This window comes from Mucilaginibacter phyllosphaerae (genome assembly GCF_004378255.1).
Classification (GTDB): domain Bacteria; phylum Bacteroidota; class Bacteroidia; order Sphingobacteriales; family Sphingobacteriaceae; genus Mucilaginibacter; species Mucilaginibacter phyllosphaerae.
Map to the genome: position 1 here is coordinate 409,387 of NZ_SNQG01000001.1, position 16,258 is coordinate 425,644.

Consider the following 16,258-nt stretch of genomic DNA (forward strand, 5'->3'; position numbering starts at 1 on the left):
TTATCTTTATACTCCTCCTGATTATTTATTCGTAAGTATCAAAAAAACTTATGCAACTATTTGATAGATACTTTTTAAAAACAGCCTGCAAAGCTGTAGCTATATGCATTGCCGAAGCTTTTTTTGCCCCGGCCCTATCTATCGCACAACAACCCCTGTTTAAATTGCTGCCGGCTGCCCAAACCGATATAAAATTCAGTAATGATATTGTAGAGAAGGAATCGCTCAACGTGTTATCTTACGAATATTTTTACAATGGCGGCGGCGTTGCCACCGGCGACATTAATAACGACGGCCTGCCCGACCTGATGTTCACCGCGAACATGAAACCCAACAAGCTTTACCTTAACCTGGGTGGCTTAAAATTTAAAGACATTACAAAAGAGGCCTCCCCATTGATGGAAGGACGCCCCGATAGCTGGAAAACCGGCGTTACCATGGCCGATGTAAACGGCGACGGCCTGCTTGATATCTACGTATGCTACTCGGGCAAAACGGATAACGAAACACGCAGCAACCAGCTGTTCATAAATAAAGGGAATAATAAATTTACCGAAGAAGCAAAAGCTTACGGCCTTGCCGACCCCGGTTACAGCACACAAGCCGCCTTTTTTGATTATGATAATGATGGCGACCTGGATATGTTCCTGCTAAACCATAACATCAAAAAAATTGACAATATGGAACTGGCCCGCTACAAAAGCGAAACCGACCAGCTGGCCAGCAATAAATTATACCGCAACGATAACGGCCACTTTACCGATGTATCTGCCGAAGCGGGCATCATCCAAAACCCCTTAACTTTTGGGCTGGGTATTGCCGTTGCAGATATTAACCAGGATGGATGGCCCGATATATATGTTACCAACGATTATAACGAACCCGATTATATATACATAAATACCCATAACGGCAAATTTGCCGAGCGTTCTAAAGAAATGCTCAGGCATATGTCGCAATTTTCGATGGGTACGGATATCGCCGATTTTAATAATGACGGCCTGCCCGATATCCTGACGCTGGATATGATGCCCGAGGATAACCACAGGCAAAAATCGTTACAGCTGCAGGAAAACTACGAATCGTTTGCGCTGATGCAAAGCCAGGGCCTGTATAACCAGTATATGCGCAATATGCTGCAACTGAATAACGGCGACGGTACCTTTAGCGAGATAGCACAGCTGGCCGGTTTAGCTGATACCGACTGGAGCTGGTGCCCCCTTATTGCCGACCTGGACAACGACGGCTACAAAGACATTTTTATAAGCAACGGTTACCTGCGCGATTATACCAATAAAGATTTTTTACGCTACTGGGGCGATTATAAAATAAAAAAAGCCATGGCCGGCGAACCTTTCCTGCTGATGGATTTGATTGCAGCCATGCCATCAACTGCTTTGCCCAATTATGCCTTTAGCAATAACCACAATTTAACCTTTACCCAAAAACAGGCGGAATGGGGTTTAGATCAGCAAAGTATTTCCAACAGTGCAGTTTATGCGGATCTGGATAATGATGGCGACCTAGACCTGGTGGTGAACAATATTAATCAACCGGCATTTATTTACCAAAATACCGGCCGTGATAATAAGCGCGCATCATACCTTGCCCTAAAACTAAACGGGGCCGGTAAAAACACCAATGCCGTTGGTGCCAAAGTGTATGTTTATACCGCAGCTAATAAGCAATATCAGGAAGTTAACCCTAACCGCGGGTACCTTTCATGCGCGCCGCTCACCTTAAATTTTGGTTTGGGCGATGCCAGGGAAGTTGATTCTGTACGTGTGATCTGGCCCGATCAATCGGCCCAGCTCCTTACCAACATTAAAGCCAACCAACTGCTCAATATAAAATATAAGCCACAGCAAAAACTGTTTAGTTTGGCGGCAAAGCCGGTAAACCCGGTTTTTGAAAGTGCTGAACCTTTTATAGACCATAAAACGGAAGAAATTACGGTTAACGATTTTAAGCGCCAGCTGTTAATGCTGTTGATGTACTCGCGCACGGCGCCGGTAATTACCAAAGCCGATGTTAACGGGGATGGCCTGGAAGACCTTTTTGTAAGCGACGATAAAGATAGCCCGGGCAAAATATATCTGCAGCAGCAGGGCGGCAAGTATCAAACACAAAACATCATCCGTGGTAAAACAGAAAATGCCGGTACAGTTGCTGCCGCAGTATTTTTTGATGCCAACGGCGATGGTAAGCCCGATCTGTACATTGCAAAAGGCGGCTATGCAGATTATGAGCCTAATACGGCCGTGCTGCAGGATGAACTTTACCTGAATGAGGGTAACGGTCGTTTTGTGCTCTCTCCCGCTAATTTGCCGGTGCTGAACGCCAACAGCAAAGCATGCATAAAGCCATGCGACTTTGATGGCGATGGCGACCTGGACCTGTTTGTAGGCGGCAGGGTGATACCGGGCAGATACCCCGTTACGCCGGAAAGCTACCTGCTGGTAAATAATGGCAAAGGCGTGTTCAGCATTGCGCCGGTACCTTTCGGCAAGGCGGGGATGGTTACCGATGCCCAATGGATAGACCTGAACAATGATGGCCGTAAAGACCTGGTGCTGTGCGGTGAATTTATGCCAATAACCGTATGGATAAATACCAAAGAAGGCTTTACTGATAAAACCGCCGATTACTTTAGCACCCAGCCAAAGGGTTTTTGGTTTAAAATAGCTTTTGCAGATGTGAATGGCGATGGCAAACCCGACCTGATAGCGGGTAACCTGGGCCAGAATACCCAACTGCGTGCATCTGAAAAAGAACCGGCAGAAATGTATTTTGCCGATTTTGATAACAATGGCTCTATCGACCCCTTTTTTAATTTTTACACCCAGGGTAAAAACTACCCATTTGTAAGCCGAGATGAACTGAATGAACAGATCTATCCGATGCGCCGCAGGTTTTCATCGTACAAAGCTTATGCCGATGCTTCCATTACAGAAGTTTTTACGCCGCAGGAACTGGCTACAGCCACTAAACTGAGTGTAAACGAAACCCGCACAACACTTTTTATTAACCAAAACGGAAAGTTCACAGCATCTATACTCCCTGTAGAGGCACAGTTTGCCCCGGTTAGCCAGATATTGACGAATGATTTTGACCATGATGGTAAAACAGACCTGCTGCTATTAGGTAACCATGCAGATAACCGCCTTAAAATTGGCAGCATGGATGCCAATTACGGCTGCCTGCTAAAAGGCGACGGCAAAGGTGGTTTTACCTACGTAGATCAATCCGCATCCGGCTTATCTGTTACGGGTGATGTAAAATCTGCTTTAGAGGTACAAATAAACAAGGCAACTTATTTACTGATAGGCACAGCCACCGGGCCTTTAAAATTTTACAAAGAATGAGCATCCCGAAAAAACTGCTGATCATATTTTTGGTGATCGCTTGCCGTTATGGCATGGCACAAACACCCAAAAAGGCCTCGTACCCCGATTATCTGCAGCCCGACCATGCGGTTAATGCCGTAACTATGGTGATGGTGCACGATGTGGTAAGCCCGCCTGTGGCCGCCCGCTATTATGCCTACTGCATGCTTGGCGCATATGATGTAGTTGCAGCAAATAATAAAAAAGTGCCTGCCTTAAACAGCTTTATTAAAAGTTATAAGCCCGGTACAATTGCGGCGGCTAAAACCAAATACGACTATAAAATAGCGGCCTATTACAGCATCCTGGAAACGGCCAAACTGTTGCTGCCATCAGGCTTTATGCTAAAGGATGATGAGGACGCTTTCATCCAGTTATTACAAAAAACGGGGGTAGATCAAAATGTTATCAATAGCTCGGTAAAAGTTGCAGAAGATGCATCGGCAGCCATCGTTTTGTTTTCAAAGCAGGATCATTATAGCCAGTTAAGTGCGCTTAGGCGGTACACACCGCTAAAAGATGAGGGTAAATGGTACCCTACCCCGCCCATGTACATGGAAGCGGTAGAACCTAACTGGAAAACCATCCGCACGCTGGTGATAGATTCGGCCACGCAATATAAGCCGGGCACGCTGATACCTTTTAGTAAGGATACCACATCGGCATTTTATAAGCAGGTAAAAGATGTTTACCAGGCTTCAAAAAAATTAACGCCCGAGCAGATCAACCAGGCGCTTTTTTGGGATTGCAACCCTTTTGCAGTCACTACGTCCGGCCATATGGCTATCGGTTATAAAAAGATCAGTCCGGGTGGCCATTGGATGCACATTGCGGGCCTGGTTGCCAAACAGGCTAACCTTGGTTTTGATGAAACGGTTACAGTAATTACTTTAGAGGGCGTTACCCTGATGGATGCCTTTATCAGCTGCTGGGAAGAAAAATTCACCAGTAACCGCATCCGGCCCGAAACTTTCATCAACAAATACATAGATATAAAATGGCAGCCTATACTACAAACCCCGCCATTCCCGGAATATACCAGCGGCCACGCCGTTGTATCCAACGCATCTGCCGAATTGCTAACCTACCTTTTGGGTGATCATTTTGCTTATACAGACAATACCGAGATCCCCTTCGGCAGCAGCCAGCGCGATTTTAAATCTTTCAGGGAAGCCGCGGCAGAAGCATCCATGTCGCGTTTTTACGGTGGCATCCACTACATGCAAAGCATCGAAAATGGAAACATACAGGGCAAACAGGTTGCCGCCGGCATATTAAAAAAAATAAAAAAGGCAGGCATTGCCCCACTCTATAAAAAATAAACACCCCTTATATATTAAAACCAAGTTCTATTACACAAGCATGAAATACCTCTTCAAGAAAAAAGCATCCCTCCTATTTATCTTAAGTTTGTTATTAAGCAGCGCGGTTATGGCACAGCAAAGCTATAAAAACGAATCGCTGCCGATAGATACGCGCGTTAAAGATTTATTATCGAAGTTAACCCTTGCAGAAAAAGTATCCCTGTTAGGATATCGCAGCCAGGCTGTACCCAGGCTGGGCATACCGGCCTATAACTGGTGGAACGAGGGCTTGCACGGCGTAGCGCGCGCCGGCGAAGCAACCGTTTTTCCGCAGGCGATTGCTTTGGCTGCTACTTTTAACCAGGATTTGATCCGCTCGGTTTCTGATGTAATATCCACAGAGGCAAGGGCAAAATACAACCTGTCTACCGCTAAAGACCGCCATTTGCAATATATGGGCCTCACCTTCTGGACGCCTAACATCAACATCTTTCGCGACCCGAGATGGGGGCGCGGGCAGGAAACTTATGGCGAAGACCCCTACCTTACATCGCAGATAGGCACCGCATTTGTACATGGCCTGCAAGGCAGCGACCCTTTGCACATGAAAACGGCATCGGCAGCCAAACACTTTGTGGCACACAGCGGCCCCGAGGCAACCCGCGATTATTTTGACGCGATTGTAGATGAGAAAGACCTGCGCGAAACCTACATGTATGCTTTTCATAAACTGGTTGACGGTGGTGTGGAATCTATCATGACGGCCTATAACCGGGTAAACGGCATACCAAACTCGGTAAATAAACACCTGATACAGGATGTTTTAAGAAAAGAATGGGGCTTTAAAGGTCACGTAGTAACCGATTGCGGCGCTTTAGATGATGTTTTTTTAACCCATAAAACCATCCCTAATGCCACAGAAACCGCCGCCGCCGCTATAAAGGCAGGTATCGACCTGGATTGCTCATCTGTTTTGCAACGCGATGTGATCAACGCCATTCAGCAAAAACTGCTGACCGAAAAAGAAGTGGATATTGCTCTTGGTCGTTTATTAAAAACACAATTTAAGCTTGGCTTTTTTGATGACATCACCAAAAGCCCGTATTACACCTACCGGGCAGATAGCCTGCATACCCCGCAACACATTGCACTGGCCCGCAAGGCATCACAGCAAAGCATGGTATTGCTCAAAAACAGCAATAACCTTTTACCTTTAAAAGAAGAGAATTACCCGGCTATAATGGTGCTGGGGCCAAATGCTGCAAATTTAGATGCCATGCTGGGCAGCTACCACGGCGTAAGCAGCAAAGTAGTGAATTTTGTAGAAGGCATAACCGGCGCGGTAGACCCTGCTACAAGGGTTGAATACGATATGGGCTGCGATTATCGCGACACCACACACTTCGGCGGGATTTGGGGAGCAGGCAATGCCGACCTAACCATAGCGGTTTTAGGATTATCACCGGTACTGGAAGGTGAAGCGGGTGACGCATTCCTGGCAGAAAATGGCGGCGATAAAAAGAACCTGAGCCTGCCCGCCAGCGAAATTGCCTTTATGAAGGCCTTACGTAAAGGTGTAAAAAAACCTATTATAGCTGTCATCACTGCAGGCAGCGATGTTGATGTATCTGCCATAGCAGATTATGCGGATGCCATTATATATGCCTGGTACCCCGGCGAACAAGGGGGTAATGCCCTGGCCGATATTGTATTTGGCAAGGTAAACCCGTCCGGCCGTTTACCGCTTACTTTTTATAATTCGGTGAATGATTTGCCGCCTTACCAAAGCTACAGCATGAATAACCGCACCTACCGCTACTTTAAAGGGAAGGTGCAATATCCATTCGGTTTTGGCCTTAGCTACACCACCTTTGGTTACGAAGCTGTTACACTGCCACAAAAACAGTATGGCGCTAAAGATACCATTACCATTACCGCAGCTGTTAAAAATATAGGCATAATGGATGGCGACGAAATTGTACAGGCATACATCAAATACCCTACTGTAGACCGCATGCCGCTTAAAGAGCTAAAGGCATTTAAACGGGTATCGGTAGCCAAAGGCGGCTCTGAAACCATTACGCTGAAAGTACCTGTTACCGAGCTGCAAAAATGGGATCTGAAAAATAACCAATGGAAACTTTATCCGGGCACTTATCAATTGGTGCTGGGCAGTTCATCGGCTGATGAAAAAATTACCGCAAGGTTTCAGGTTAAATAAAACAGGTGTATAAATTGATTTTACAGGAAGGGTTTTGCTTGATTGCAAAGCCTTTTCCTGTTTATAATACTTAAGTTTGATAAGCACGCCTCAATTTTATATCAAATTTTACAAACCATAGTTAATATTAGCTGTACCATATAAAAACAATTATACATGAAACCAGTAAAAGCTTACGCAGCCCAGGCTGCCGATAAACCCCTTGCCCCTTTTTCTATAGAACGCCGCGAACCCGGCGCCGATGACGTAGAAATAAAGATATTATTTTGCGGTGTTTGCCACTCTGATATCCATACCGCGCGCGGCGAATGGGGCGGCACCATTTACCCGGTTGTGCCCGGCCACGAAATTGTAGGTAAAGTTACCCGCGTTGGCCAAAATGTAACCAAATTTAAAGAAGGCGACACCGTAGGTGTTGGTTGCTTTGTAGACTCGTGCATGCATTGCGCCAACTGCGAAAACGACCTGGAACAATATTGTAAGAACGGCAATACGCAAACTTATAATTCACAAAGCCAGGATAAGCAAACCATAACCCAGGGCGGTTATTCAAGCCATATTGTGGTAACCCAGCATTTTGTTTTGTCGGTATCTGATAAATTGCCGTTAGAAAAAGTGGCACCGCTGCTTTGTGCCGGTATCACCACCTATTCGCCGCTGCGCCACTGGGGTGTAAAGGCAGGCGATAAAGTGGCCGTTGTTGGTTTAGGCGGACTTGGGCACATGGCAGTTAAACTGGCCGCCTCTATGGGTGCCGAGGTGACCATGTTAAGCCGGTCTAAAAGTAAGGAAAAGGATGCCAGTGAACTGGGTGCGCATCATTTTAGGCTCACCACCGAAAAAGACACCATGACCGAACTGGCCGACAGCTTTAACTTTATCATCGATACGGTTTCTGCCCCGCATGATTATAATGAATACATGAACCTGTTAACTACCGATGGTGTAATGGTTTTACTGGGCGCCCCGCCCGAGCCTACATCTGTTGCAGCGTTTCCATTTATTTTCAATCGCCGCAGTTTGGTAGGGTCGTTAGTGGGCGGCATTAAAGAAACCCAGGAGATGCTGGATTACTGTGCCGAGCATAACATTACATCAGATGTGGAAGTGATCGGTATAGATAAGATCAACGAAGCCTATGAGCGCACGCTTGCCGGTGATGTGCACTACCGCTTTGTAATAGATATGGCTACGCTGTAAGATCCGGGCATCAGGTGGTAACAAAGTCGCGGTACGTATAGCACGTGCTGCGACTTTGTTTGTTTAGAACGGATTATCCGTGTTACCTTTGCACGATGGATTATTTCAAAAGGCTGCAGGATCTGCTTAAAACAGAACTGAATGAAGACCGCAGCCAGTACTTAAAACTAACCGAATCAAGTTCGGCGGCTGATCGCCGTACAAATGGCATTACCTGGTACCCGGTAGCCATCCGTGGTACCGAACTTGGCCGGGGCGATTATCTGACCGTAGAGTTGGAGCGCACCACGCATCAGGATCTTGGCCACCAATTCAGGTTCGGCTCCTCGGCTGCTATCTTCTCCAATCACGATCCAAAGAACGACCGCCTGGAAGGAACCGTAGCTTACCAGGGCGGCAACAAATTAAAATTAAGCCTATTAACAGATGAGTTGCCAGACTGGTGCCGCGACGGCAAATTAGGCGTAGACCTGCTATTTGATAATAACAGCTACGATGAAATGCAGAACGCGCTTAAACAGGCTGTGAGCATACAGGATACGCGTTTGGTACAGATACTCACGGGCGATACCGCTCCCGGTTTTGCTACTGAAGAAGTGCATTTGAATTTGCCGGGGTTGAACCTGTCACAGCAAAATGCGGTAAAGCAAATTGTTGCTGCGCAGGATCTGGCCATTGTGCATGGCCCGCCGGGCACGGGCAAAACCACCACGCTGGTGCAGGCTATTAAAGCCCTCATCCGCAATGGCGAAAAAAAGGTGCTGGTGGTGGCCCCAAGCAATACCGCTGTTGACCTGTTGAGCGAAAAACTGGCAGGCGAAGGTTTAAATGTGCTGCGCATAGGCAACCCGGCAAGGGTATCTGATAAACTGATGGCTTTAACGCTGGATAGTAAAATGGCTGATCATAGCCAAACCAAGGAGATAAAACGCCTCAAAAAAATGGCCTCGGAATTTAAGAACATGGCCCACAAGTATAAGCGCAATTTCGGCAAAGCCGAACGCGACCAGCGCAAGGCCCTGTTTGACGAGGCCCACAAAATAATGAAGGATGTTGACAAAACAGAGCAATTTATTATTGATGATGTGGTGGCCAAGGCGCAGGTAATCTCGGCCACGCTGGTTGGCGCCAATCACTACACCATCCGTAACCTTAAATTTAACACGGTAGTGATAGACGAGGCCGGGCAAGCGCTTGAACCTGCCTGCTGGATCCCGATACTGAAAGCGCAAAAAGTAGTTTTAGCCGGCGACCACTGCCAGCTATCGCCCACCATCAAATCTGCCGAGGCAGCGCGTAACGGCTTAAACACTACCCTGCTCGAAAAATGCATTAAACTGCATCCAGAAGCAGTAACCCTGCTTGATGTGCAGTACCGGATGAATGAGGCCATTATGGGCTATTCATCCAAAGTTTTTTATGATGATAAGTTGCGAGCGGATGCATCGGTAGCAGAGCAGGTTTTGTTTGAAGGTGCTGCGCCCTTTACATTTGTGGATACGGCAGGCTGCGCATTTGATGAAAAACCGGTTGGCACCAGTGTGGCCAACCCCGAGGAAGCCGCATTTTTATTTAAGCATTTAACCAGGCTTGCAGCCGAACTTAACAGCACTTTTACGGCCGGCGCATTCCCGTCTGTAGCGGTTATTTCGCCCTACCAGGAGCAGATCCGTTTATTGCGCGAGCAATTGGACAGCACGCCCCAACTACAGCCCTATGCCGGCAAAATAGCCGTAAATACGATCGATAGTTTTCAGGGGCAGGAGCGCGATGTGGTATATATCAGTATGGTGCGCAGTAACAGCGATGGCGGGATAGGTTTTTTGGCAGACATCCGCCGGATGAACGTAGCCATGACACGTGCGCGTAAAAAGCTGGTCATTATCGGCGATAGTTCTACACTGGCCATATTGCCTTTTTACACCGGCCTGATAAGTTACGCCGAAAAAATAAACGGTTACCAAAGCGCCTGGGAATTAATGGGAAATTAAGTAATGTAGTACTTTGTAATATGGGCGTTATCTAATAGGTTAGTAAGCACAAACCGTACATGCACCTTTATCAAAGGCCTGGCGCCCTTTGTAAAACCTTAAGTATTCTGTAACATTAATTGTGTATAATTTTAAGTATTCGGGATAAGATAATCCCAGCCCTTTAGTAATCCAAAGTATCGGAACAGGATGCTTGATTGTACCGTAATTTTTATTATTTAACTCTTCTTTATTTACCATGCAGGTTAACGCATTTTCTTTTTGATAGTTCAAAAGATTTTGCATCGAGTTGTTATAGCTTTCTATTACAAAATACTTTTTATACCCGGCTGAATAAAATACAGCAAAATCTTTGTACCTGTTTTTACGGAAATTAAGATAATATCGTAAGCGATGAGAGAATTTTGCTTCATCTCCCTTAACTAAATTTTCTGCCCACATTCCACCCTTTAAATAAATCCATTTATCAATAGTTAATGTAATTTCTTTACTATTTCTAACATAGGATTTGATACTATTTTGAGAAGGCGTGCCAGGTGCGAATATGATTAATAAAACAAAAATTATAAACGGAGCTACAAACAAGCCTAAACCAAAAAAATACGGACTTTGCTTTGACATGTTTAAACTTTTGAAGTTGTGCACAGGTAACCATCGCCATACTACCTGGCTACAAGATCAGTTATAAAATTATTGTATCTTTTATATCGTTAGGATTGATGCAATAATCTTAAATTTTTAGCGGCGTCTTCATCTCCCATACTTGCTGCTTCTTTCCAATATTTTTCGGCATCAGCTAACTTTTGTTGGTTTGCGCAACATATACCTAAATTAACAAGCGTATTAATATAAATATCTTTTTCAACCTGATCTTTATATTTTATAACCTCTAAAAAATGATTTTCGGCTCCTGAAAAGTCCTTTTCTTTCATTTTTTGGGTGCCTAAATTGTAATCATACCGGCCAGATTGCAAATCACTTTTAATATCCTGTACATTAGTTGTACTATTTTTATCAAACAACATAAAATAAAACAATCTACCAATAACAATAAGTACTATAACACTGGCAAATATTAAAATTATCCTTTTCATACAAATAGCAGTATTAACGTGATATATAATAAAGTTTTTTGGACATTTTCTAATCCTTTTGAGTTATCTGCTTCTGCAATTTCGCCGTTAACATCCTTTCCCTTTTTCAGGTAACTATATATTGTACTATTAAAAGCCCATAATAAAAAGAAGCCTACATGTATAAAAAGATACTTATTGATAAGGTATGCTAATATGTCAATATATAATCTAATGGTTGTAGCAGGCTCACTATCTGATGTAGCTGCAAAATGCACCCTTTGATCATTTCTTTGTAAAGCATAAAATGTAACTTTTTTATAACTGTTAATATCGCTTTTAGGCACTAACAATCTTGCAAGCGAAAGCCCTGAATATACCCTATCGGTAACTTGATCATTTTTTGTTTTATGCGGCGAATTCTGGTAAGGCTCTATATAATAATGCCTTATTAAACCAAATGCCCCCGCTGCACGCATAGTAATGTTGGTTTCTGTAAAAACTTTTAAATTGTTAGATACACTAATTGTGCTGACGATCAAAAACAAAAAATAAACAAGCCACATTATCACAAAACAGCTCAAAAATGTTTTAAAACTCATACTTGATCTTCGATAACTGTTATACTTTTTCTCGCTTCTCTTTAGATGTTTTTAATTCCTCAAGATAATCTTCCACATCTTTAGAAACTATAAAACGTGTTATGCCTTTGTAAGCATCAACAATAATATCCATTACCAAGCCACCCTTTTCGACTCCCTTTAGCGAAAATTCAGGTTTTGAAAAATAGTCTTTAACGTAGCCGGTTGTAGCCCCCCTTACCATACTCCTATGCTCTGTACTACTCATTGGTCTAAATTCCCGGCCCGTTTTACGGGTCACATTTTCTTCATTCATGTAAGTACCTGAATGATCTGAATAAAAATCGTTGGTATTTGTTGTGGTGATATTCGTGTTTCGTTCCGGAATTGCGCCCGGAGTAGCGTTGGATGTTCTATCAGATCTATACTCTTCTATTCCGCCTGTAGAACTATTTAAAACAGTACGTGATTGACGATCAGTAGTTTCAAATTGCCCCGTTCTGTCTCCAACTGCGTTCACTCCGGATCCTGTAGCTTCACCGGCACGCTTCGAGTTGTCATAGATCGATGAATTATCCGCCTCTTTTGATTGCTCGGTCTCTTTAAGGCGCTCTAAGTCAGTATCTTCACCTTCAACATACTTCTTTACCCCGGCCATTTCATACACTTGGTCCTTACCTTTATCTTTTACATAATCTAATGAAAAGTTAGTAGCAAACCCTATTTAAAATCAACAGCATTAGTAATTGGACATATCGCGTATTTCCATAATAACATTGCGTATGATTACTTAAATCTTGCCTTAAAATCACCTTTAGACATTACATAAGTTAAATACATAAAAGCATTGTATTGATATTGTTCGGGAGGCGTGTCGATATTTACATTACTGCCACCAGGGTTATCATTTGTAGCACGGAGCTCGGTAAGTGGCTTATCTGCGCCGCGCACACTAAATGCTAAAATAGGCTTATCCTTAGTACCATATTTGCTATTCGCAAGGTCATCCTTGTTTACTTTTAAATAAACCACATTATTGTCAATAGCACCAAAAAAGCCATTCGTAAGATCAAACATTGTTATTTGGAAGTATTTTTTGGTGTTACTATCCAATACCAACCTGTAGTATATTCTTGTTTTCTTACTTCCATCCCTGCCCATGTTTTTAGCTTGCATAGAAGTTGTGTAAGATTTTGTTACATAGATATCATCATTGGGCAAACTGCTTTTATCATATGCCGGCACCTGCACTATAACCTCGGTTGAATTTTTTAGGTAACCGTCAATGTATTTCGAAACATTATTCTTGTTTATAAAAAAATAATTATAACCGATTAATAACAAAGGCAATATTACTAAAGCACCAATTATATATCCGATAAATCCCCCCATATTTTTTAACCAGCTCATTGTCTTAGGTTCTTTGTGCTAGAAAATATTCCTTGTACAGTTGCATTGCTTTCTCCGGATTTGGATTTTGTTTGGATGGTAAAAGTAAAGCGATTGTTAAATCACTTAACACAGCATTCCAACTGTTATAATTCTAAATCTTTAAGAGTTTTCAATGCATGTTACAATTGAAAAGAACAATCATTTGTTTAACAGTATTTACCTATCGCTTAAAGTTAACTTATAGCCGCCATCTTTAATCAGTTTTTCAAATTCCTTTAGCTGCAAAAAAAAGCATTTAATTAATTTCCCCCTTTACTGTACATCTTGTGGAAATCAGCTTTACTTTTAACATAAGATAAGTAGTGCCACGCATTATAATGTAGCATGTACTTTTTAAACTCGGCCTCGCTACCATGAAAGGCTGCTTTATCTGTAGCATCACCAGCAACCATGCTGTAAAAGCTATTTGATACAGCAGGTGCATCAAAATAAATTATAGGGATAGGTTTGGCAGCAGTACCATATGAGGCATCTGCTAACTCTTTTTTATTTACAGTTGCAATAATATTTTCACCATCCGTATTTAAATTCCCATCTGCAAAAACTCCATATGCCTGATCGAAATACGGCTTGTTAAAAAAGTAATATATCGTAAAAAATTTTTGGCGCACTTCATCTTTAAAAAAAATAGTAGCCTGATGTATGAATGCAACATTGCCATCCATGAAGTAATTGGTTTTGGCTTTAACTTCAAAATATTTACTCGCGTATTTGAATTTTTTCAGCACTAAGTGAAGCGTATCACTATTTTGAATATAAGAATCTGCAACTTCCTGGCCTCTATTGATACTGGTATCGGGGTTATCCGTTTTATTCATTATCCAACGCCCCAAAAATCGCCCTCCAACTAATCCAACGGCAATTAAACTTACTGCAGATATTAATATCACTTTTTTCATTTTTAAGTTATTTTTGGCTGGCTGATACGCCTAAGCCCGTTTGCCGGTCTTGTTCACGTAATGTTTTCAAAGAGGCGTTAACTTCGTCTATAAGTTTTTTCTTATTTTCTTTAAAGCTTTTGTTAATGTAGTGGTTGGCAACGGAACCCGCCAGGCCAAAACCCAGCCCTACACCTAAGCCAATACCCATATTTTTAAACTCGCCTTTAAACGTGCTTTCCCCAAAAGCCGTAAACCTATCAGCTTGTTCATATGTAGCACCCTGATCCATAAGTTCTCTTATAATGGTGCGGTTTTGCTGTGTCATTGTTTCCACTACGTCTAAAGAACCCTTTCCGGCCCCGGCAACAGTGCCAACCGCATTATCCCTAGATGTATTTTTTACATCAGTTTTATAATCATCCTCTTCACTTCCACTTTCATTAGCTAAGGTTTCTGTATCGTTACCTTCAAAATATTCATAAGTACTAAATCCTACACCTATTGATGTACCCAACGGATCGGCAAGGCCGGTAAAACCACTTATGAACCCGGTTATTCCCTGTTGTTTATAATGTTCTATCAACTCATCGTTATTATTTGCTGCAAATTTTGTTGCAGCCAACTGTGCAATAGCCGAGTTTAAGAATGGCTGTATTAAACCGCCATTAGTGCATTTCAAATATGATTTTTGTACAATGGCTTTATTTTGATCAAAATTTACCTTATTATGCATATTAATCCATTTAGATCCTTTATCTAAAGAGCAATCACATGCATGGCTTTGTTTATACACACCTATCAGGGCAGCAACCGGCGCAGCAATAGCAAGCCCGGCTACTATAACACCTGTTGCAGTGCTTGTAGCCGCTGCTGCCATACCTGCCAATATTACACCAGCAGCGCCACCTGTACCTACTACCGCTGCAACTACTACTACTGCCGCTGCAACTACTAATATACCTATAGCTACGCCCATTAACATGCTGCCAAGGCCACTCCAAAATTTAGCCGGTGATTTACAAACAAAACTTACGCTGATTTTTTTATCGTCGATATTTAGCCAGATCGAAGTCTTTTTTCCGTGTACGGTTTTTAGGGACCGAGACAAACCTAAATTTTGCGGTTTTGAAACCGTCATTAATGTGCAGTTGATCTGTACGCCTGATGGAAGATAAGAACTACTCATAACTCAACCCTCCTTACTTTATAATCCACAATAAGCTCAATGTTATTTTTCACCTCTTCTACGATAGTCATTGTGGCTTCGTCGAGCAAATTTTCATCAAACCTGTAACTAACCCATGTGTTATGGTTATACGAGTAATTAGAAAACTTGTACCCTATCCTTGGTTTGTATCTAAGGTCATACACGCGCTCAAAATCTGCCAGATGTATATTATTTGCGTTTAAACTTGCGGCTTTGTTCACCTGTAATAAAACCGGCGATTCCTCGGTTATCATTTGTTTAACATCAAATTCAACCGGTAAATGATCAAACAATTGCGAATAATAAAGCTTACTGTAATCGTTATAAGAGAGTTGCTCGCTAACTAAATAGCGGTCAAAAAACAGATCAAAAAATGGGCGTACCTTAAAATCCTGTAAGATACTTTCTTCAGTCATTTGCGCCTCTGCATTGCTAATAAAAGTATCTATGTTAGCTTTCATCTCTGGCGACTTTATAAAACTGGTATTAGCATAAACATCTTTTTTAAAAGCAAGCCAATTTGCTTTTATTTCATCAATATTTACAATACTTTTTATCTTACCACTATGATTATCAATTAAAACAAGCGCATTGCTTTTGATGACATCAATCATACTCATTAATTTAAGGCTCTCCTGCAAATATTGTGGTTGTATAGTATTGATCTGATCTTTTAATTCAACCTGAACCAGTAATTGACCGTTGCTGATGATTTTTTTGACGTGATACTCCAGTTTTGTTTCGATGTGACTTTCAATTATACCATCTATCTTAATTACAACCAACTGTTCGCTTCTATACCTGGCTTCGTTTTCTTTAAAAACATTTTGTTCATTTAAGCTACTGGTTTTTTGCACGGTAAAATCATTCTGAGGCGCTTCTGCAACCTGTTTGTCAGAGCTTAGATCACCTTCAAAAAACTTAAATCTGTTCATATAAAATCAGTTATTAATGGTTAGGTA

General features: G+C 42.5%; 13 protein-coding genes. 5 read left to right on the forward strand and 8 right to left on the reverse strand.

What is annotated here, in order from left to right; all coding sequences use genetic code 11:
• Positions 1–50 precede the first annotated feature (50 nt).
• The 5 genes from E2R65_RS01555 (at position 51) to E2R65_RS01575 (ending at position 10,102) form a co-directional block, all read left to right on the forward strand.
• Positions 51–3,365, forward strand: coding sequence for a VCBS repeat-containing protein (locus E2R65_RS01555; RefSeq protein WP_134334712.1), 3,315 nt, complete (start codon positions 51–53; stop codon positions 3,363–3,365).
• Positions 3,362–4,708: a vanadium-dependent haloperoxidase gene (locus tag E2R65_RS01560; RefSeq protein WP_134334713.1), complete on the forward strand. Its 1,347-nt coding sequence runs from the start codon at positions 3,362–3,364 to the stop codon at positions 4,706–4,708. The genes E2R65_RS01555 and E2R65_RS01560 overlap by 4 nt, the downstream gene beginning before the upstream one ends.
• A gap of 40 nt (positions 4,709–4,748) precedes the next feature.
• Positions 4,749–6,911 carry a glycoside hydrolase family 3 N-terminal domain-containing protein gene (locus E2R65_RS01565; RefSeq protein WP_134334714.1) on the forward strand — a complete coding sequence of 721 codons (2,163 nt, stop codon included), beginning with the start codon at positions 4,749–4,751 and terminating at the stop codon, positions 6,909–6,911.
• A gap of 156 nt (positions 6,912–7,067) precedes the next feature.
• On the forward strand, positions 7,068–8,111 hold the full coding sequence (locus tag E2R65_RS01570) for an NAD(P)-dependent alcohol dehydrogenase (RefSeq protein ID WP_134334715.1): 1,044 nt from the start codon (positions 7,068–7,070) through the stop codon (positions 8,109–8,111).
• Between the two features lie 95 nt (positions 8,112–8,206).
• Positions 8,207–10,102: an AAA domain-containing protein gene (locus E2R65_RS01575; protein WP_134334716.1), complete on the forward strand. Its 1,896-nt coding sequence runs from the start codon at positions 8,207–8,209 to the stop codon at positions 10,100–10,102.
• A gap of 39 nt (positions 10,103–10,141) precedes the next feature.
• Here E2R65_RS01575 and E2R65_RS01580 read toward each other — a convergent pair whose 3' ends face one another.
• From E2R65_RS01580 to E2R65_RS01615, 8 genes are all read right to left on the reverse strand, one after another.
• Positions 10,142–10,723: a hypothetical protein gene (locus E2R65_RS01580; protein ID WP_134334717.1), complete on the reverse strand. Its 582-nt coding sequence runs from the start codon at positions 10,721–10,723 to the stop codon at positions 10,142–10,144.
• A gap of 89 nt (positions 10,724–10,812) precedes the next feature.
• Entirely contained in the window at positions 10,813–11,196 is a 384-nt protein-coding gene (locus E2R65_RS01585; RefSeq protein WP_134334718.1) for a hypothetical protein, read from the reverse strand.
• A complete protein-coding gene (locus tag E2R65_RS01590; RefSeq protein WP_134334719.1) occupies positions 11,193–11,777 on the reverse strand; it encodes a hypothetical protein in 585 nt (194 codons plus the stop codon). The genes E2R65_RS01585 and E2R65_RS01590 overlap by 4 nt, the downstream gene beginning before the upstream one ends.
• A 19-nt stretch (positions 11,778–11,796) precedes the next feature.
• Positions 11,797–12,414 carry a hypothetical protein gene (locus E2R65_RS01595; protein WP_134334720.1) on the reverse strand — a complete coding sequence of 206 codons (618 nt, stop codon included), beginning with the start codon at positions 12,412–12,414 and terminating at the stop codon, positions 11,797–11,799.
• A gap of 128 nt (positions 12,415–12,542) precedes the next feature.
• Positions 12,543–13,166, reverse strand: coding sequence for a hypothetical protein (locus E2R65_RS01600; protein ID WP_134334721.1), 624 nt, complete (start codon positions 13,164–13,166; stop codon positions 12,543–12,545).
• A gap of 281 nt (positions 13,167–13,447) precedes the next feature.
• Entirely contained in the window at positions 13,448–14,107 is a 660-nt protein-coding gene (locus E2R65_RS01605) for a hypothetical protein (RefSeq protein ID WP_134334722.1), read from the reverse strand.
• Positions 14,108–14,114: 7 nt separating this feature from the next.
• Entirely contained in the window at positions 14,115–15,227 is a 1,113-nt protein-coding gene (locus E2R65_RS01610) for a hypothetical protein (protein ID WP_134334723.1), read from the reverse strand.
• A 44-nt stretch (positions 15,228–15,271) separates the two neighbouring features.
• Complete coding sequence (locus E2R65_RS01615) at positions 15,272–16,231, reverse strand: hypothetical protein (RefSeq protein WP_134334724.1); 960 nt, start codon at positions 16,229–16,231, stop codon at positions 15,272–15,274.
• Between the last annotated feature and the right edge of the window lie 27 nt (positions 16,232–16,258).